Annotated in this window: 13 protein-coding genes and 2 pseudogenes; 9 read left to right on the forward strand and 6 right to left on the reverse strand. The window is 68.6% G+C overall.

What is annotated here, in order from left to right; genetic code table 11:
* Nucleotides 1-161: 161 nt before the first annotated feature.
* Nucleotides 162-413, forward strand: a complete 252-nt coding sequence (locus ACFYQA_RS34600) for a hypothetical protein (protein ID WP_388926587.1) — start codon at nt 162-164, stop codon at nt 411-413.
* A 236-nt stretch (nt 414-649) separates the two neighbouring features.
* Here the strand turns inward: ACFYQA_RS34600 and ACFYQA_RS34605 are convergent, their stop codons facing one another.
* The 4 genes from ACFYQA_RS34605 to ACFYQA_RS34620 are packed head-to-tail and all read right to left on the reverse strand — an operon-like array spanning nt 650 to nt 4,796.
* Nucleotides 650-1,636 (reverse strand): ketopantoate reductase family protein, encoded by a 987-nt coding sequence (locus tag ACFYQA_RS34605; protein ID WP_388926590.1) that lies wholly within the window; start codon nt 1,634-1,636, stop codon nt 650-652.
* A 28-nt stretch (nt 1,637-1,664) separates the two neighbouring features.
* Nucleotides 1,665-2,456, reverse strand: coding sequence for an HpcH/HpaI aldolase/citrate lyase family protein (locus tag ACFYQA_RS34610; protein ID WP_388926593.1), 792 nt, complete (start codon nt 2,454-2,456; stop codon nt 1,665-1,667).
* Between the two features lie 32 nt (nt 2,457-2,488).
* Nucleotides 2,489-3,943: an aldehyde dehydrogenase family protein gene (locus tag ACFYQA_RS34615; RefSeq protein ID WP_388926596.1), complete on the reverse strand. Its 1,455-nt coding sequence runs from the start codon at nt 3,941-3,943 to the stop codon at nt 2,489-2,491.
* A 37-nt stretch (nt 3,944-3,980) separates the two neighbouring features.
* Entirely contained in the window at nt 3,981-4,796 is an 816-nt protein-coding gene (locus ACFYQA_RS34620; protein WP_388926599.1) for an SDR family NAD(P)-dependent oxidoreductase, read from the reverse strand.
* Nucleotides 4,797-5,135: 339 nt separating this feature from the next.
* On the opposite strand from ACFYQA_RS34620, the gene ACFYQA_RS34625 reads away from it, so the two are divergent.
* The 8 genes and pseudogenes from ACFYQA_RS34625 (at nt 5,136) to ACFYQA_RS34660 (ending at nt 17,093) form a co-directional block, all read left to right on the forward strand.
* Nucleotides 5,136-5,975: a hypothetical protein gene (locus ACFYQA_RS34625; protein ID WP_388926602.1), complete on the forward strand. Its 840-nt coding sequence runs from the start codon at nt 5,136-5,138 to the stop codon at nt 5,973-5,975.
* Nucleotides 5,976-6,149: 174 nt separating this feature from the next.
* On the forward strand, nt 6,150-7,598 hold the full coding sequence (locus ACFYQA_RS34630; protein WP_388926604.1) for a four-carbon acid sugar kinase family protein: 1,449 nt from the start codon (nt 6,150-6,152) through the stop codon (nt 7,596-7,598).
* Nucleotides 7,598-8,464, forward strand: a complete 867-nt coding sequence (locus ACFYQA_RS34635) for a ketose-bisphosphate aldolase (RefSeq protein ID WP_388926607.1) — start codon at nt 7,598-7,600, stop codon at nt 8,462-8,464. Before ACFYQA_RS34630 ends, ACFYQA_RS34635 begins: the two co-directional genes overlap by 1 nt.
* A gap of 148 nt (nt 8,465-8,612) precedes the next feature.
* Nucleotides 8,613-9,296, forward strand: coding sequence for an aspartate/glutamate racemase family protein (locus tag ACFYQA_RS34640; RefSeq protein WP_388926610.1), 684 nt, complete (start codon nt 8,613-8,615; stop codon nt 9,294-9,296).
* 213 nt (nt 9,297-9,509) lie between these two features.
* Nucleotides 9,510-12,578: an FAD-binding and (Fe-S)-binding domain-containing protein gene (locus ACFYQA_RS34645; protein ID WP_388926613.1), complete on the forward strand. Its 3,069-nt coding sequence runs from the start codon at nt 9,510-9,512 to the stop codon at nt 12,576-12,578.
* Nucleotides 12,575-14,065: an NAD-dependent succinate-semialdehyde dehydrogenase gene (locus ACFYQA_RS34650; protein ID WP_388926616.1), complete on the forward strand. Its 1,491-nt coding sequence runs from the start codon at nt 12,575-12,577 to the stop codon at nt 14,063-14,065. Before ACFYQA_RS34645 ends, ACFYQA_RS34650 begins: the two co-directional genes overlap by 4 nt.
* Before the next feature lie 172 nt (nt 14,066-14,237).
* A pseudogene (locus tag ACFYQA_RS34655) lies at nt 14,238-15,646 on the forward strand (IS1380 family transposase).
* A 664-nt stretch (nt 15,647-16,310) separates the two neighbouring features.
* Nucleotides 16,311-17,093: an IclR family transcriptional regulator gene (locus ACFYQA_RS34660; RefSeq protein ID WP_360033487.1), complete on the forward strand. Its 783-nt coding sequence runs from the start codon at nt 16,311-16,313 to the stop codon at nt 17,091-17,093.
* 407 nt (nt 17,094-17,500) lie between these two features.
* Here ACFYQA_RS34660 and ACFYQA_RS34665 read toward each other — a convergent pair.
* Both ACFYQA_RS34665 and ACFYQA_RS34670 read right to left on the reverse strand, forming a co-directional pair.
* Nucleotides 17,501-17,701, reverse strand: a pseudogene (locus tag ACFYQA_RS34665) (transporter); the annotation flags it as partial.
* Nucleotides 17,698-17,856, reverse strand: coding sequence for a hypothetical protein (locus ACFYQA_RS34670; protein WP_388926619.1), 159 nt, complete (start codon nt 17,854-17,856; stop codon nt 17,698-17,700). The gene ACFYQA_RS34670 and the pseudogene ACFYQA_RS34665, both read right to left, overlap by 4 nt.
* Between the last annotated feature and the right edge of the window lie 295 nt (nt 17,857-18,151).

Consider the following 18,151-nt stretch of genomic DNA (forward strand, 5'->3'; position numbering starts at 1 on the left):
CTTGACGCGTTGGCGCGATGTGTCGGCGGCCCGGCAGCGACGGTGCACAGCTCCTCGCGGCGGTACTTGACGATATCCAGCATTGTGAGACTTGGTCAATAGATGATCGCCGGCATGAAAGCTGTTGTTTCCCTGGATGAGGGCAAGCTCAAGAGCCGTGAGTGCCCCGACCCGGAGCCCGGGTCGGGGCACTCACGGTGCACGGCGAGCTGGACGGCGACGGTGGACACGCGGACTTCCTGAAGGTCCCCGCACACACGCTCATCCGCCTGCCCGACTCACTCTCCTTCAAGACCGGCGCGGCCATCTCGTGCGGCACCGGGACGGCCTTCGGAGCGAGCCCTCGCGGCTGGAGACGGCCGGACAGTTCGGCGCCGACCACGTCGTCAACGCACGAGAGCAGGACCCCGTGACCGCCGTGCGCGAACTGACACGTATCGCCTTGGGCTTCCTGAAAGTTCGCGGCTGTCTTGCGCGGGCGCGCGTCGCCAACCCGGAGACCTCGGCAGTGAGACCGTCACCGAGCGCTCGGTGACGCCGTGCGGAGCGGGTCCGATCAGGCGACTGCCCTGGACGGACCCACTCCATGGTCATGCGGTCGGACCACGGGAGCGGTACCGGGGCACCTCGGGCCGACGCACGGGCGATGTCACCTACTGGTGTCGTGATACTGACCCGCGGCACGGGCCCGCTGGATGGCCAGTTCGATCACCAGGTCGAGGTTGGGGGTCGGGACCTGCATCTGTTCCGCCAGGTCGAGGGGGACACGGAACATGGCGTCGATCTCCATGGGCCGGCCGGCCTGCAGGTCCTGCGCGATGCTCTGGAGATGGCTGGACTTCGCCAGCTTGCTCAGGCCCTCGTAGGGATCGCCAGGATCGCAGCCCAGGGCACGAGCAATGGCGGCGCCCTCGGCCGCCATCGCCTTGGCGGTGCCGGCAATGGCGGGCTTGTCGAGGACGTCCTTCATGGGGGAGGTGCTGAGGACGGCCAGTGAGCCCCCGATCAGGTTCATCAGCAGTTTGGCCCAGATCGCGTCACGGATCTTCGGCGTGACGGTGACCTCCAGGCCGCTTGGGTTCAGGAGCGACGCCAGTGTGTCGAGTCTTTCGTCAGGCCGGCCATCGGGGCGTCCGATGATCAGGCGGTTGCGTGGGTTCTCGGCACGAATCACCCCCGGCGCGATCACGCTGCAGGCGGTGTAGGCCACGGCGCCCACGGCGCGCTCCGGACCGATGTGGTCCCACAGCGCCCGCTCGGGATCCAGCCGTCGAAGGTGGGTGCCGTCCAGGGCTCCGCCGTGGGAGTGGAAGTACCACCAGGGAATGCCGTTCATGATGAACAGCGCCAAGCCGTCCTTGTGGAGCAGGGAACCAACGTGCTCGGCGACGGTCGGCAGGGCCGGGGCCTTGACCGCGACGATGACGATGTCCTGTGGCTCCAGATCGCCGGGTCGGTCGGTGGCGACCGGGTGGGAGACCAGCTCTCCCTCACGGGTTTCCACCCGCAGCCCGTGCTGTTGGATCGCGGCCAGATGCTCACCGCGTGCGACCAGCGAGACCTCGGCTTGACTTGCAGCGAGGCGTCCGGCGATGTGTCCGCCCACGGCCCCTGCGCCGTACACGCAGATTTTCATGTGCGCTTCCTGTTCCGTGACATGTCGATCAGTTGAACTGCTGACGCTTTTGTCCTGCGGCGGCGCTGAGGAATGAGACGTCGTTGCCGGTGGAGACGTAGCCGGCACCGAGTTCCAGATATTGCCGGATGAGATCCGGCCGCCCACCCAGTCCGCCGATGCCCACGACCTTTCCGTGCGCTCGGCAGGCGTCGATGACGTGAAGAAACGCCTCGTGCACCTGGGGGTGGTCCATTTGCCCCGCGATGCCCAGATCGCCGCTGAGGTCGTTTGCCCCCACGAGGAGGATGTCCACGCCGTCCACTGCGGCGATGGCGTCCGCCGCGTTCAGACCATCCTGGGATTCGATCATCGCCACCACCATGGAGGCCTGGTCGAGCTCACGGGCGGTCTGATCGGCGGGGAGGGCCCGGTAGTGCAGTTGGGGTGGTGCACCCGCCAGGGAGCGCTCACCCAAGGGCGCATGCTTGACGGCACGGACCACGGTGCGCGCCTCGTCGGCGGACTGCACGTCGGGCACGATGATTCCCATGGCGCCGGCGTCCATGACTCTGGCGATGAAGGACGGGTCCAGGCCGGGGACGCGGACCAGGGGGGTGACGCCCAGGTGATTGCAGGCCATGCAGATTTGCCCCGCGGCTTCCAGGGGGAAGCTGCTGTGCTCCATGTCGATGTAGACGGAGTCGAAACCTGCCGTGTAGGCGATGGAGGCGATGTCGACGGTCCGCACCAGGCGGATGGTCATCGAGAACACCGGCTCGCCCCTGGACAGCTTTTCCTTGGCGGGATTGCGCAGCAGGGGGGTGGTTTCGTTGTTCATGTTCGGAAGGCTCCTGACCGACTCGGGGTGTCTCAGCCGAAGAGAGGCGGCAACGTCTGCGCCTCGTCCTCGAACCCGTACACGGATTTGATTTCGAGGTATTCTTCGAGCCCGAACCTGCCCATCGAGCGGCCGATGCCGGACTCCTTGTAGCCGCCCATGGGGGTGTACGAATCCGTGGCCGCGCCGTTGTAGCTGATTCGTCCGGCACGCAGCCCGTTCACCACGCGCTGGGCCTTCGCCCGGTCGCCACCGAAGACATAGCCTCCGAGCCCGTAGGGCGAGTCGTTGGCGATGCGCAGGGCGTCGTCCTCGTCGCGGTAGGGCAGGACGGCCAGGACGGGACCGAAGACCTCCTCCCGGGCGATCGTCATGTCCTGGGTGACTCCGGTGAACACCGTGGGCTGCACGAAGTAGCCCCGGTCGAGCCCCTCAGGGCGCTCGAGGCCACCGGTGACGAGGTGGGCGCCCTCGTCGAGAGCGCTCTGGATGTGTTCTCTGACCGACTTGTACTGAGCGGCGCTGACGACCGGGCCCATGGTCGTCGAGCTCTCCAGCGGATCACCCAGGCGGTAGCGGCGTGCCTCGTCGACGAGGAAGGGCACCACCTGCTCGACCTGACTCTCGTGCACCAGCATCCGGCTGGGGGCATGGCAGGACTGACCGGCATTGAAGAAGCAGCGTTGAATGTTCCAGCGCGCGGCTCGTTCGAGGTCGGCGTCGGGCAGCACGATGTTGGCCGACTTGCCACCCAGTTCGAGGCTGACCCGCTTCACGGTGCTCGCCGCGGCGGCGGCTCCGACCAGCTTGCCGGCGGCGGTGGACCCGGTGAAGGAGATCAGGTCCACGCCCGGGTGGTGGGACAGTGCATCGCCCACCTCGCGGCCGGTGCCGCTCACCAGGTTGAACACGCCCGGCGGCATCTCGGCCTCGTGCAGTACCTGGGCCAGGAGCACGCCGCTCGCGGCGGAGTCGACACTGGGCTTGACGACCACCGTGCACCCGGCGGCCAGAGCGTAGATGACCTTGATCACGCCAGTCTGGATCGGCCAGTTCCACGGCGAGATCAGCGCGCAGACGCCGATCGGCTCGCGGCGGACGATGGCGCCGCCCACCCGCGATTCGAAGGGGTACTCCCGCACGATGTCGCGGGCCACCCTCATGTGTTCGACCGGCCCCGTGACCTGGGCGCGGTTGGCGACGGGAATGCCGACCTCGCGCGCGATCAACTCGGAGAACTCGTCGATGTACGACTCGTAGACGTCGATGACTCGGTCGATCAGCGCGATCCGGTCGTCCACCGAGGTGGTGGAGAAGCTCTCGAACGCGCGTCGGGCCGCGGCGACCGCGCGGTCCGCGTCGGCGGCATTGCCCAGGGCAACCCGGGCGAAGACCTCCTCGCGGGTGGGGTCGACGAGCTCCAGTTCGCGGGGCTCCGTCGGTTCGGTCCAGCGACCGTCGATGTAGAGGTGCGGGTACTGCCTCATGAACGAGGTCTCCTCAGCGTGTGGCTTGTCGAGTGGGTCAGCTGCTGTGGGTGTAGCCGCCGTCACAGGCGATCGTCTGGCCGGTGATGAACGCGGACGCCGGTGTGGCCAGGAAGAACATGACGCCGACCAGGTCGGTGGGGGCCATGTTCCGCGGGATGCACTGCTGGGACGCCGCGCGCGCACGAGCCTCGGCGGGCTGGTTGCGCTCGACCTCCGTGGTGACCATCCCCGGCCGCACGCAGTTGACGGTGATCCCGTAGCTGCCCAGCTCGCGCGCCAGGGAGTTGGTCATGCCGATCACTGCCGACTTGGAGGTGACGTAGTGGAGGTAGTTGCCGACGCCGCGGGTCACCGAGTCGGAGGAGATGTTGATGATGCGACCGAAGCCCGCCGCGCGCATGTGGGAGGCCACCGCCCTGACGCACAGGTAGCTGCCGGTGACGTTGACCTTCAGCACCTGCTCCCACTGCTCCAAGGGGATCTCGTCGAACGGCCCCTTCTCTATGGTCGCGAAGATCGACGCGTTGTTGATCAGCACATCGACCCGGCCCCACTTTTCGATGACGGTGTCAACCATCGCCACGACGGACGCCTCGTCGGCTACGTTCACCTGCACGGCCAGGCCGACCCCCCCGGCGTCGTGGATCTCTTTGGCGACCGTGTTCGCCTTGTCGATGTTGAGGTCGGCCACCACGGCAACGGCTCCGGCGGCGGCGAACTGGCGCGCCAACTCTCGGCCGATGCCCTGGGCGGCACCGGTGACGATGACCACCCGCTCCTCGACGCTGAAGTCCCGCGCCGACGCCGGCACGCCGGAGTCATGTGGGGTGTGAGTCAGGGGTGTCGTCATAGTCGATCCTCGTGGCGTCGCGCTTCGTGGTGGGTGTGCAGGCAGTAGTGGGCGGGGGCGCTGTCTTGGCCGCATGCACTCACGCCTCACCTGGGCCACCTTCAGACAGCCATGGAGAGCATTTCCCACAATATGGGATCTGTCCAGCCATTTGAGCGCCATCCAAGATGCGGCAGGAGATTGCACCCCCGCCTGCCATTGAACAGTATCCCGCAATATGGGATATGGTCAACGACAGCGGCCGCCTCTGGGCCGGTGCAGGACGACAGCGGGCAGGCCGGACACCGCAGCCCGTCGACTCGTGCTGCGGGATGACAGCGATTGCGTGAAGGAGCAGAGATGCGCGTAGGCAAGGCATCGGACACCGACGTCGAACAAGTCGGAACCATGCGTGAGGGAAAGCTCGACCAGAAGCACCTGCTGTTCGGTGAAGACGGCTCGCCCAACAACTACGACCTGAACGTGGGCCTCACGGGCAGTGGTGGCTGGCGGACCCCTCGCCATCGGCACAACTTCGACCAGATCCGCTACGTCATCAAGGGCAGGCTGCCCTACACCGAGAACGACTTCCTGGAGGAAGGGTGGGTGGGGTACTTCCCCGAGAGCGTCCACTACGGCCCCCAGGAGCGCGCCGAGGGCCTTCGGACCATGGTCCTGCAGTGCGGCGGCGCGAGCGGCGCCGGCTACCTGAGTGTCGCGCAGCGTGAGGCGACGAACGCCGAACTGGCCAAGACCGGTGAGTTCAAGAAGGGCCTGTACCACTACACGGACGCCAACGGCGTTCCCCAGACCGTGGACGGCTCGCAGGCGATCTTCGAGCATGCCATGGGAGGCAAGCTCGAGTTCGCGACTCCGCGGTACACCGATGTCATCGCGATGGACCCGGAAGCCTATGACTGGATACAGCAGGGCGACACGGGCGTCTGGGAGAAGTGGCTGGGAAGCTTCACGGAACGCGACCTGCGGATCGGGCTCCTGCGCCTGGACCCCGGCGCGGTGTACCAGGCGGGCCAGTTCCCCTCCATCGAGATCCTGTTCCAGATCAAGGGCAGGGTGTCGGCGGGCGGCGAGGAGTACGGCCCCGAGACCGGGTACGAATTCCTGGCCAATGAGGGACCGGTGCCTGTCGAGGCCGTCGAGCCGACCGAGTTCTTCCGCGCGGTGCTGCACACGTTCTGACTCACCACGGGGCAACACGCAGCCACGGCCCCGCGTTGCCCCGTGGGCGTCGCCCACATGGCCAGTACCGCGATGCGCACACTGCGGTACTGGCCATGTGCCGAAACCACATGATCGAGCGCCACCTCGGCTGACGTTCCCCCTCAACTACTCGTGACAGAGCAGGAATTCGCCATGCCTCCACCCCTCCGTGCCCAGACGCGGCCCGTCCCCGAGACCGCAGTGCTGGAAGGGCTGCCTCCAGTCCGCGAGGTGAGCGCCGCGGAAGTGGCCGCCCGCATATCCGGCGGCCCCCGTCTCGTCGTCCTCGACGACGATCCGACCGGCACCCAGACGGTCGCCGACGTGCCGGTCCTGACTTCCTGGACGGTGGACGACCTGCGCTGGGCGCTGCGCCAGGACAGCGCCGTCTTCTTCGTCCTCACCAACACCCGCAGCCTGTCCCCTGAGGACGCCGCCGCCCGCAACCGCGAGGTGGTCCGCGCCCTGCATGCGGCGTCGGCGGTCGAGGGCACCGGTTACGTCCTGGCCAGCCGTGGGGACTCGACGCTGCGCGGCCACTTCCCGCTGGAGACCGATGTCCTCGCCGAAGAGCTGACCGAGCTGGACGTCGGAGCTCCGGACGGAGTGGTACTGGCCCCCGCCTACATCGAGGCGGGTCGGCTGACCGTCGGCTCCCGCCACTGGATGCGGACGGCCGACGGGCTGCTCCCGGTCGGCGAGAGCGAGTTCGCCCGCGACGCCACCTTCGGCTACCGCAGCTCGTCGCTGCCCGAGTGGGTCGAGGAGAAGACGGGCGGACGCGTGCCCGCGGACGAGGTCCTGCGCGTCACCCTCGACGACCTGCGATGCGGGGGCCCGGCGCACACGGCGCGGCTGCTGTCCTCGCTGCGCGGCGGACGCACGGCCGTGGTCGACGCGGTGTGCGACGACGATCTGCGGGTGCTCGCCCTGGCCCTCGCGGAGGCGGAGGAGAACGGCACGCGGCTGCTGTACCGGGTCGGGCCGTCCTTCGTCAGGGCCCGCGCCGGACAGGCGGCGCGGGCACCGCTCACCCCGGCGGAACTGCGCCCGCTGCGCGGGGACGCACCGCACGGTCTCATCGTCGTGGGCTCTCATGTCGCGCTGACAACACAGCAGTTGGATCGGCTGCGGGAGCAAGGCGGGATCGCCGAGTACGAGCTGGACGTGGCCCTCCTGCTCGACGAGGAGCGGCGTGACCCCCACATCGCCGAGGTCGCGACCGCGGCCGCCGGCGCGCTGGACTCGGCCGACGCCGTGATCCGCACCTCTCGCGTGCTGGTGACGGGTGCCGACGCGGACGACAGTCTGGCGATCTCCCGCCGGGTCTCCGCCGCGCTCGTGGAGGCCGTGCGCCAAGTCAACGCCACCCGACGGCCCGCTTTCGTCGTTGCAAAGGGCGGTATCACCTCCAGCGACACCGCCACCCATGGCCTGGAGATCCGCCGTGCCTGGGCCCGGGGCACGCTGCTCCCCGGCATCGTCTCGCTCTGGGAGCCCGCGGCCGGCCCCGCCGCCGGCATCCCCTACATCGTCTTCGCCGGGAACGTCGGGGACCCCGACGCGCTCGCCGACGCCCTCGACCTCCTGAGGAGCGCCTGATGCTGCTGCACGGAACCGACGCCCTGAAGGAGGCCGCGGCCGCCGGTCACGCCCTGCCCGGGTTCGTCGCCTACAACCTGGAGACGGTCCAGGGCATCACGGCCGCCGCCGAGGCCGCCGGACGGCCGGTCCTCATCCAGGCGGGCTCCAGCCCCTTCAAGCACGCCGGGCGCGACGCCCTGATGCGGCTGGCGCTGGACGCGGCCGGACACTCCGCCGCCCGCCTCGGTGTGCACCTCGATCACAGCCGGGACCTGGACGAGATCATCGCCTGCCTGGAGGCGGGATACACCTCCGTCATGGTCGACGGCTCCCATCTGCCGTTCGCCGAGAACATCGCATTGACGAAGGAGGCGGTCCGGCGGGCTCGTGACCACGGTGCCTGGGTGGAGGCCGAGCTCGGTGCCCTGCCGGGCGACGAGGACGTCTCCACCAACGCCGTCGCGCAGGCCGCGGCGATGACCGATCCGCAGCAAGCGGCCGAATTCGTGGCCGCGACGGGCGTGGACGCACTCGCCGTCGCCGTCGGCAACGTCCACGGCTTCACCAAGGACCCGGTCCGCCTGGACCTGGAGCGGCTGGCCGCGATCCACGAGGCCGTACCGGTCCCGCTCGTCCTGCACGGCGCCAGCGGTCTGCCCGTCGAGGAGCTGCACGGCGCCCTCGCCCGAGGCGTCGCCAAGGTCAACGTCAACGCCGAACTGCGCCGCGCCTATCTGGAGGCCGTCCGCGTGACCCTCCCGTCCACGTTGCCCGGCTCCGACGTCGTCTCCCTGTGGGCGGCAGGCCGCGACGCGGTCCGGGACGCCGCCCTGGAGGTCATCGGCCGCCTGAGCCCCCGCGCCGAGGGGGACGCGTGCCCTTGACTCAGCCCCGCTGAGGGCGAAACGAAACCCCAGGTCACCACCACACTCTGAGATCTCCATCAAACCCGGGGCGGTTCGCACCGCTCTGTCCCACGCTCTCGTGCCCTTCTCGGCACGCGGGCCGATGCCGCACCCTGTAGGAGCCACAATGTCCACCACTCCCTCGATCGCCGTGCTGCACACCAGCCTGGTGTTCGTCAACGTCGAGCCGGTCATCAACGACTACCTCGCGGAACTCGCGCCGGATGCCAAGGTTCTGCACTTCGTCGACAGCGACGTGCTCGCAACCGTGATGCGCGACGGTGAGATCTCTTCTGCCAGCACGCAGCGCATGGTGCACCTGGCCCAGGCCGCGGAGTCCGCGGGGGCCGACGTCATCTTCTCCGCCTGCTCCTCGCTCGGTCCGGCCATCGACGTGGCCCGACGCCTGGTCTCCGTCCCGATCGTCAAGATTGACGACGCGATGACCGCGTCAGCGGTCGAGACCGCGGACGCCATCGGCGTCCTGGCGACGGTCCCCACGACGCTGCCGCCGACCCGTTCCCTAGTCGAGGAGAAGGCACGGGCGGCCGGTCGCGACATCACCGTCCAGGAGCGGCTCTGCGAGGGCGCCTTCTCGGTGCTGATGTCCGGTGACCGCGACCGCCACGACGCGATGGTGCTGGACGGGGCACGGGTGCTGGCTGCGGAGGTCGACGCGATCGTGCTGGCCCAAGCATCCATGGCACGGCTGGCCCCCGCGATCGCCGAAGCCGTCGGCAAGCCCGTGCTCTCCAGCCCGCGCAGCGGAGCGGAGAACGCTGTGCGTGTGCTGCACGAGCAGACGGCTTGAGCCTGTCCATGCCACAGAGAGGGCCTTCCAGCTTGCCCTCTCTGTGGCATGGTCCCGCCCTGGAAGGCGGTGGACCGGATGCCCTCGTGTCGGTCTGCTTGCCGAAGGCGAAGGCGAAGGCGTGGGTGCGGCCGTTCATCTCCGGTGCCTTGATGCGGCCCCGTGTTGCGCTCACCGGCTACTGCCTGTCTTTCCGAGAAAGAGCTCATGCCCGTGACCGATTCCGCCAGCCGTCCGATGTTGCACGACCCCGAACTGCCGCAACAAGGCAACTTCATCGACGGCGTACGAGTGGACGCCGATGACGGTGCCGTCATGGAGACGCGCGATCCGGCGACGGCGTTGCTCCGGGAACTCGCGGAGGCCGGAGTTCCGGTGGACGCATCGCCGCGGCGGCGTTCCGAGTATTCCTACGACGCCTCCAACTACCGTGTCGAACCGCTCGCGGTCGCGTTCCCGCGCACCGTCGACGACGTCGTGGCAGCCGTCGCGGCGTGCCGGGCGAGCGGCACCGCGGTCATCGCCCGAGGGGGTGGAACGTCCATGGCCGGCAACGCCGTCGGCCCTGGGCTAGTCCTGGACTTCTCGCGGCACATGAACCGTGTCCTCGTCATCGACGAGGAGGCCTGGACGGTCGATGTCGAACCCGGCGTCGTCCTCGCGACGCTGTCCCGCGAGGTGGAACGCGCCACCGGCGGTCGCCGCACGTTCGCCCCCGACCCTTCGTCCAAGAACCGCGCCACGGTCGGTGGAGCGATCGGCAACGACGCATGCGGCAACCACTCCGTCCGCCACGGCCGCACCTCCGACCACGTGGCGGAGATCGACCTCGTAACATCCGATGGCGCGCGGCTGACGGCGACCGAGACAGGTCTGCGGGCCACCGATCCCGCCGACTCGTTCTCCGTCACCCGAGCAGAGGCCCTCACGGCGTCGCTGGCCCGGCTCGCACAGGAGAACCTGAGCACCTTCCGCCTCGAGCTCGGCCGCATCCCCCGGCAGGTCTCCGGCTATCACCTCGAGAATCTCCTGCCGGAGAAGAAGTTCAACATCGCGCGCGCCGTCGTCGGCTCCGAAGGGACGTGGGCCATAGTCGTAGGCGCTCGCATGAAGCTCGTGCCGAAGCCGGCGAGCGCGCTGCTCGTCTGCCTCGGCTACGCGGACGTCGTCGACGCCGCCCGTGACATCCCGACCATCCTCGAGTTCTCGCCGGCCGCCGTCGAGGGCACCGACGAGGCCATCGTCGCCACCATGCGGCACCGCCGGGGCTCCGATTCCGTCCTGGGCCTGCCCGAGGGGCGGGCGTGGCTCTTCGTGGACCTCGACGGCGACGACCCGGCGTCGGTGCGCGCTCAGGCGGACCGGTTGCTCGCACGGCTGGCGGAGAACGGGCGGCTGGTGCAAGGCCGTGCGGCCGCGGACCCGGCGGAGCGTGCTTCGCTCTGGCGGGTCCGGGAAGACGGGGCGGGACTGTCCTCCCGTCTGGCGTCGGGGGGTGAGTCGTGGCCGGGCTGGGAGGACTCGGCGGTCGCGCCCGAGCGGCTCGCCGACTACCTTGCGGACCTCCGCGAACTCCTAGCCGAGCACGGGCTTGCCGGGGTCATGTACGGGCACTTCGGAGCCGGCTGCATGCACATCCGCATCACCTACGATCTGCGGAGCGAGGAGGGCCGCGAGGTCTTCCGCACGTTCACTCGCCGGGCCGCGGAACTCGTGGTCCGGCACGGCGGATCGCTGTCCGGCGAGCACGGCGACGGCCGTGCGCGGTCCGAGCTGCTGCCCCTCATGTACTCGCCCGAGGTGATGGCCGCGTTCTCCGAGTGCCGCCGTCTGTGGGACCCCGTGGGCATCCTGAATCCGGGCTCCATGACGGATCCCGACCCCATGGACGCCCACCTCGCCCTCGCAGGGGTGCCGGAGCGCGAATGGCGCACGAGCTTCGACCTGCGCCCGGCAGCATCCGCCGGGACGGATCCGTGGGTCCACGCCGTCCAGGGCTGCATCGGCGTGGGCCGATGTCGCGCGGACAGCGGCGGGGTGATGTGCCCGAGCTACCGCGCCACGCGGGACGAGAAGGACTCGACGCGAGGCCGCGCCCGCGTCCTGCAGGACATGGTCCGTGGCGCGCGCACGGTCGAGGAGGGCTGGCGGTCCGAGGAGGTCCGGGAGGTGCTGGACCTGTGCCTGGCGTGCAAGGCCTGCTCGACCGACTGCCCGACCGGGGTGGACATGGCCACGTACAAGTCGGAGTTCTTCGACCATTACTACCGTGGCCGCCTCCGGCCGCTCTCGCACTTCTCGCTCGGCTGGCTCCCGCGGTGGCTCAAGCTGACAGGCCGCCTCTCCGGTGTCGTCAACGCGGTCCTCGCGACCCCGTTGGGCAAGGTCGCGGCGGCGGCGGGCGGGGTCACCACGAAGCGCGCGCTTCCGCGGTTCGCCGGCGCCCGGGAGTGGCGGCGCGAGATCACCGACGCCGGCGCCCGGACTGCGGGTGGAGCCGGTGGCGAGGACTCGGTGGTTCTGTTCGTGGACACGTTCACGCGCGGCTTCCGGCCCGAGGTCGCCGGCGCGGCGGCTCGCGTCCTCGCGGACGCCGGCAACACCGTCGAATGCTCTGCCGACGCCTGCTGCGGCCTGACGTGGATCTCCACGGGCCAGCTCGGTACCGCGAAGCGGCTGCTTTCCCAGGCCGCGAAAGTGCTCGACGATGGCACCGACCGGCCGATCGTCGTCGTCGAGCCGAGCTGCGCGGCCACGCTCCGGAAGGATCTGCCCGAGCTGGTCCACACGGAGCAGGCCAAGCGCGTCGCGGCGCGCGTGCGCAGCTTCGCCGCGCACGTCGCCGATCGGTTGTCCGCAGGTTGGGAGCCGTCCCCGGCGGGGCCGGTGCCGGAGCAGGCCGTGCTCCAGACGCACTGCCACGAGTACTCGGTCTTCGGGGCCGCGGCCCAGCGGACGGTGCTCGAGGCGGCCGGCGTCCGCAACGTCGTCGACGCGGACGGCTGCTGCGGTGTGGCCGGGAACTTCGGCTTCGAAGCCAACCACTATGACGTGAGCATGCAGGTCGCAGAGAACGCGCTTGCTCCCGCGCTCAGGGCCACCGACCACGACGCTGCCGTGCTGACCGACGGCTTTTCGTGCGCCAGGCAGGTGGACCAGCTCGATCCCTCAAGACCCGGCCTGCACCTGGCCCAAGTCCTCGACCCGGACGGGACCACGGCCGTCGGCCCGACTACCACCACCAGAGACCGCCGCACCAAGGGAACAGAAAGACCCTCATGAGCACCAATGCCAGCGACCTCCGCATCGCACAGCGAGCACACGACGCCATCGCCAAAGTCAGCACAGGCGTCTTCATCGACGGACAGTGGGGCGAAGCCGCGTCCGGTGCCCGCTTCGACGTCGTCAATCCGGCGACCGAGGAAGTCATCGCGACCGTGGCCGACGGCGGCCCCGAGGACGCGCTGCGCGCCATCGAAACCGCAGGCCGCGTGCAGAAGGACTGGGCCAGGACAGCTCCCCGCGAGCGCAGCGAGATTCTGCGCCGTGCCTACGACCTCATCATGGCGCGACAGGACGAACTCGCCCTCATCATGACCACCGAAATGGGCAAGCCGCTCGCCGAGGCCAAAGGCGAGGTCGCGTACGCCGCCGAATTCTTCCGCTGGTTCTCCGAAGAAGCCGTCCGCATCGGCGGTGACCTCACGACAACGGGCGACGGGAAGAACCGCATCCTCGTCTCGCGCGAACCCGTCGGCCCGTGTGTTCTCGTCACCCCGTGGAACTTCCCGCTCGCCATGGGCACACGCAAGATCGGGCCGGCCATCGCGGCCGGCTGCACGATCGTGTTCAAGCCCGCCAACCTCACCCCGCTCTCTTCCCTGGCGCTCGTGGACATCCTGGTCGAGGCCGGGCTCCCCAAGGGCGTCCTCAACGTCGTGTGCACGACCAAGGCGTCCTCGGTGGTCTCGCCGTGGATGTCGAGCGGCATCGCCCGCAAGATCAGCTTCACGGGTTCGACCGAGGTGGGCGTCCGCCTGCTCGAGCAGGCGTCCCAGCACGTCATGCGCTCGTCGATGGAGCTCGGCGGCAACGCCCCCTTCATCGTCTTCGAGGACGCCAACCTGGACCGTGCTGTCGAAGGGGCGGTCGCGGCCAAGATGCGCAACATGGGCGAGGCCTGCACGGCCGCGAACCGGATCTTCGTCCAGCGGCCCGTCGCTGAGGAGTTCGCTCGCCGTCTCGCCGCACGGCTGGGCTCGCTGTCGGTTGGCGACGGCGCCGAACCGGGCACCGAGGTCGGCCCCCTCGTGGAGGAGAAGGCCTTGCGGAAGGTCCAGGAGCTCGTCGACGATGCCGTCAACAAGGGCGCGAAGGTCGTCTGCGGCGGGAACCGACCAGACCGCCCGGGCTACTTCTACGCGCCCACCGTCCTCTCGGATGTCCCAGCGGAGGCGGACCTCATGACCCAGGAGATCTTCGGTCCGGTGGCTCCCGTCGTCCCGTTCGACACGGAGGAGGAGGCCGTCCGCATGGCCAACGACACCCCGTGGGGCCTGGCGGGCTACCTGTTCACTCAGGACGTGGACCGCGGCCTCCGTGTGGGCGAGGCCCTCGAGGTCGGCATGGTCGGCCTGAACACGGGCATCGTGTCCGACCCCGCCGCGCCGTTTGGCGGTATCAAGGCCTCGGGTCTGGGCCGCGAGGGCAGCCGCGTGGGCATCGACGAGTTCCTCGAATACAAGTACATGGCGGTCCCGCGGGTGTAATCCGCCGGCCGCGGCCGAGACAGCCGGAGTCTGATCCCTCAGGGCCTGAGCCCGGATCCACCGGCTTGATGCCTGTGGATAGTTCTTCCGGAAACGAGGAAGTGCCTTGTGACCTGCGATGATGGGGTTTCTCTAGGACCACATCAGGCACGATCAGCAAGGCACTTCCGAGATGCAATCCTCCCATGCCGCGGCGGCGGTCTCTTCCACGTTCGATGATCCGAACCTGATCGCGTACGGCGGGTTGGGGCCGGTGGTGCGGCTGGCCGAGCGGTGCGGTCTGCCCGCGCTGGTCGGGGAGCACATCCGGCTGCCGGCCTCGAAGGACGGCACCGGCGCCTTCCCCGCGGCGAAGCTGATGTCGCTGGTGGGCGGCATGGCTGCGGGCGCCGACTGGGGGCTGCCCCCTGCGGGGACATCGATGACATGCACCGGCTGCGGCACGGCGCGATGGGCCGCCTGTTCTCCGGTGTGCGGGCCCCGTCCACGCTGGGGTCGTTCCTGCGCTCCTTCACCCACGGGCATGTGAAGCAACTGCACGCTGTGGCCCGCCGGTTCCTGCCCGAACTGGCCCGTCACACCCCGCTGCTGCCCGGCGCGGACCAGGCCGCATACGTGGACATCGACGACACCATCCGCCGCACCCACGGCTACGCCAAACAGGGCGCCGGCTACGGATACAGCAAGGTCAAGGGCCTGAACGCGCTGCTCGGCATCGTCTCCACACCCCTGTCCGCACCGGTGATCGCCGCCACCAGGCTGCGCAAAGGGCCCTCGAACTCCGCGCGCGGGGCGGCCGCCTTCGTGGCCGAGACCATCCGCACCGCCCGTGCCTGCGGCGCGAGTGGCCTGCTGGTGATGCGGGCGGACTCCGCGTTCTACGGCGCCGATGTTGTCAACTCCTGCCGGGCGCTGGGCGCCCGTTTCTCCATCACGGTGCGGATGAACGCCTCCGTCAAGGCAGCCATCGCCCGCATCGGCGAGGACGCCTGGACGCCGATCAAATACCCCAAGGCGGTGTGGGACGAGGAGGGCCAGTGCTGGATCTCCGACGCCGAGATAGCCGAGGTCCCCTACGCTGCCTTCACTTCCAAGCCGAAGAAGCAGCAGGTCACCGCCCGTCTGATCGTGCGCCGCGTCAAGCGCCTGAACGCTGGCGGCGTCCCCGCCGGGCAGGGCACGCTCTTCGAGACCTGGCGCTACCACGCCGCGTTCACCGACTCCCCGCTCTCCTTGAGGGATGCCGAGCGTGATCACCGCCGGCACGCTGTTGTCGAGCAGGTGATCGCCGATGTCAAGAACAGCGCCTTCACTCACGCGCCGTCCGGCCACTTCCAGGCCAATGCCGCGTGGCTCGCCCTGGCAGCCCTGGCACACAACCTGACCCGCGCCGCCGGCGCCCTGGCCTCCGCGTTCCATGCCAGAGCGACCACCGCCACCATCCGCGACCACCTCATCAACGTGCCCGCCCGCCTGGCCCGCTCCGCCCGCCGCCTCACCCTGCACCTGCCCGAACGCTGGCCCTGGAGCCAGGACTTCACCCAGCTGTTCAGCACGGTGCATGCACCACCAGCCCTCTGACACTCCCTGCCCGACCTGCCCGAAAGGGCCCGAGACCTGTGGACAAAGTGGAAGAGCTGGGCGGACCAGCGGCCACCCCATGCCCGAATCCGCAACTCAGCCCCGACACGGCCTGCGCGACCCCGAAACGATCAATCGGGCATCAAGCCGGTGGATCCGGGCTGAGCAGGGCATTCGGCACCGCTCAGGCCCTGAGTTTCGGCCAGCTCCGTTCTCATCACCGGATGTTCTCATTGCCGGGCAGAGCGATCCTGCATGAGTTCATGACGTTTCCGCATCAGGGCAGGCCCGACGCCTGCATGGGGCGAGCTACGGCGTCGTCCGTGTGCTCGACGAGGAGGCGGTCGACCTCTTCGCCCCTCCCCTTCCCGGCAGCGAAGGCGCTGACCCTGGTCGCAGCGACCTCCGTGTCGACGGTCAGCCGCGAGCACCCAGAACAATCGCTCCGGACTCCCACCGGTGGATTCGGGCTCAGCAGGGCGCTATGGTGACCGTCTACCGGCGCCGCCGAACAAGCCGCCGTCGCCGAAGCGGTCTTCGAGCAGTACTCACAGGGCAAGAGCCGACGGGATGCGGCGTCCGGCCCGCCCGCTGTCGTCCTGCATCGACGCAGGGTCTGCTGCCATTATTGGCGATATCTCACATGTCGGGATATTATCACGTGGTGACAACGACAGCGACAGCGACTCAGGGCGGCGCGAGCCTGGCCAAGATGCTCCACATCCTGGAGCTGTTCAGCGAAACAGAGCCCGTATGGTCCACAGCCGCCATCATTGAGGCCCTGGAGACCTCCAGGTCGACGGGATATCGCTACATCAAGACCCTGCACGAGGCGGGACTGCTCGACGCAGTGCGCAACGGCCACTACGCCCTCGGCCCGCGGATCATCGAGATGGACCTGCAGATTCGCCTGACGGACCCACTGCTCCTGGCCAGCCACGGCGTACTCGAGGATCTGGTGGACAAAATCGGGCACTCGGCTCTTCTGTGTACCGCGTTTCGTGATTCGGTCTTGTGCATCGGCGAGTGCCGCTCCCCGCTGAGCCCCGAAAACCGGTTCAGCCGCGGGCAGCGGCGCCCGTTGTTTCAAGGAGCGATCTCGAAGGTCATCCTGGCCCATTTCCCCCATCACCGCCTGAAAGCCATCTACGCGCGTCAGCGCAAGGAAATTGAGAACGCCGGGCTGGGCAGCACGTGGAGCACCTTCCGCAAGACCCTGGGTGAGATCAAGAAGGACGGCTACGCCTTGACCGTGGGAGAGTTCAACCCCGGCGTCTACGGCGTTGCGGCACCCATTCTCACCGAGCAGAAGACAGCCCTGGGTAGCGTGGGTACCGCCTGGGATGAGAACGAGCGGCGCGACGTCGACGTCCAGCACGCAGTGCTCGCCATCAAGCAGGCAGCAGCAACCATATCGGAACGCCTGATGGAGAATCAGCGCCGCTGATGTGCCCGAAGGTGCGGGATGGCCAGCGTCATGTGCTTCACGTCGAGGTATTCCTCGACGAGGTATTCCTCGATGTCGCAAAGCCCCCTCACGACCCAGCACACTTGTCACCATTACACCAACAAGCACCGCCCTGAATGCGGGGCTGCCTGCGATCGCAACATCCGTGAGGTCCCACCGGCGTTGGGAGCCCTCTGGGACTTCTGGTCGGGACCGAAGGTTTCCGGTCGCTGCGCACTCGACATGATGCGCCCACGGAATCACGTCGGAGTGACCCGCCCAGAACAGGGAAATCAGAAAACTAGCAGGTCAAAGGGTCCTCGCTACGGGCTCCAGAATCGCGACGCACTCCACGTGCGAGGTCATAGGGAACAGGTCCACGGGGAGCACGGGATCCCGCCCGCCTCTTCGGTCCCGTGCTTGAACTCCACGACCGTCGGCGCCCCGCTCTCGTCCAGGCCCAGCGAGTCGATCCGCCCGCTGTGCACCGGGCCAGTGCTGTACTCGCTTGCCAGGAACCGGACCCCGAACAGCTCCTGCATGTTGCTCTCGACAAGGCGCTGCACATCGGCCTCGGTATCAGCCAGCCGCGGCACGACCTCCGTCATGCCACCCTTCGTCTATCGAGAAATTCCTCCTCCACGGTCGGTGTCACCGCATTCAGCTTCCGTGATCCGATCACCGGGATGATCTGCACCTTGAAGTGGCTCGCCAGGGCCTTGCGGTCGAGTACGCGGTCATCTGGCGCTGCCGGGGCAACCACGTCTGGGCGTACTCCTCTATCGTCTGCTGCCCCCGTTCGCGTCGCGCCTCCGCCACCGAGGGAGCCGTCTTCTTCCGGTCGGCGTACAGCTCCGTCAGCCTTTCGACCGCCGCGTCCTGGGTCCGGTACCCGGTTTCCTCCCGCTGTTTTCCCCGGGCGTCGCGAAACCGGATGGTGCAGGCGTGCGGGCAACAGCTGGGCCCAATGGCCATGAGTTAACGATCTACATGTGATGATCTTCGGGTGGAGCGAGCTGAGGGTGGGGCCGCGAGGCGGCTGACGGATGACGTGTCGA

Origin of the sequence: Streptomyces sp. NPDC005774 (assembly GCF_042871645.1) — a bacterium.
GTDB classification, from domain to species: Bacteria; Actinomycetota; Actinomycetes; order Streptomycetales; family Streptomycetaceae; genus Streptomyces; species Streptomyces pratens.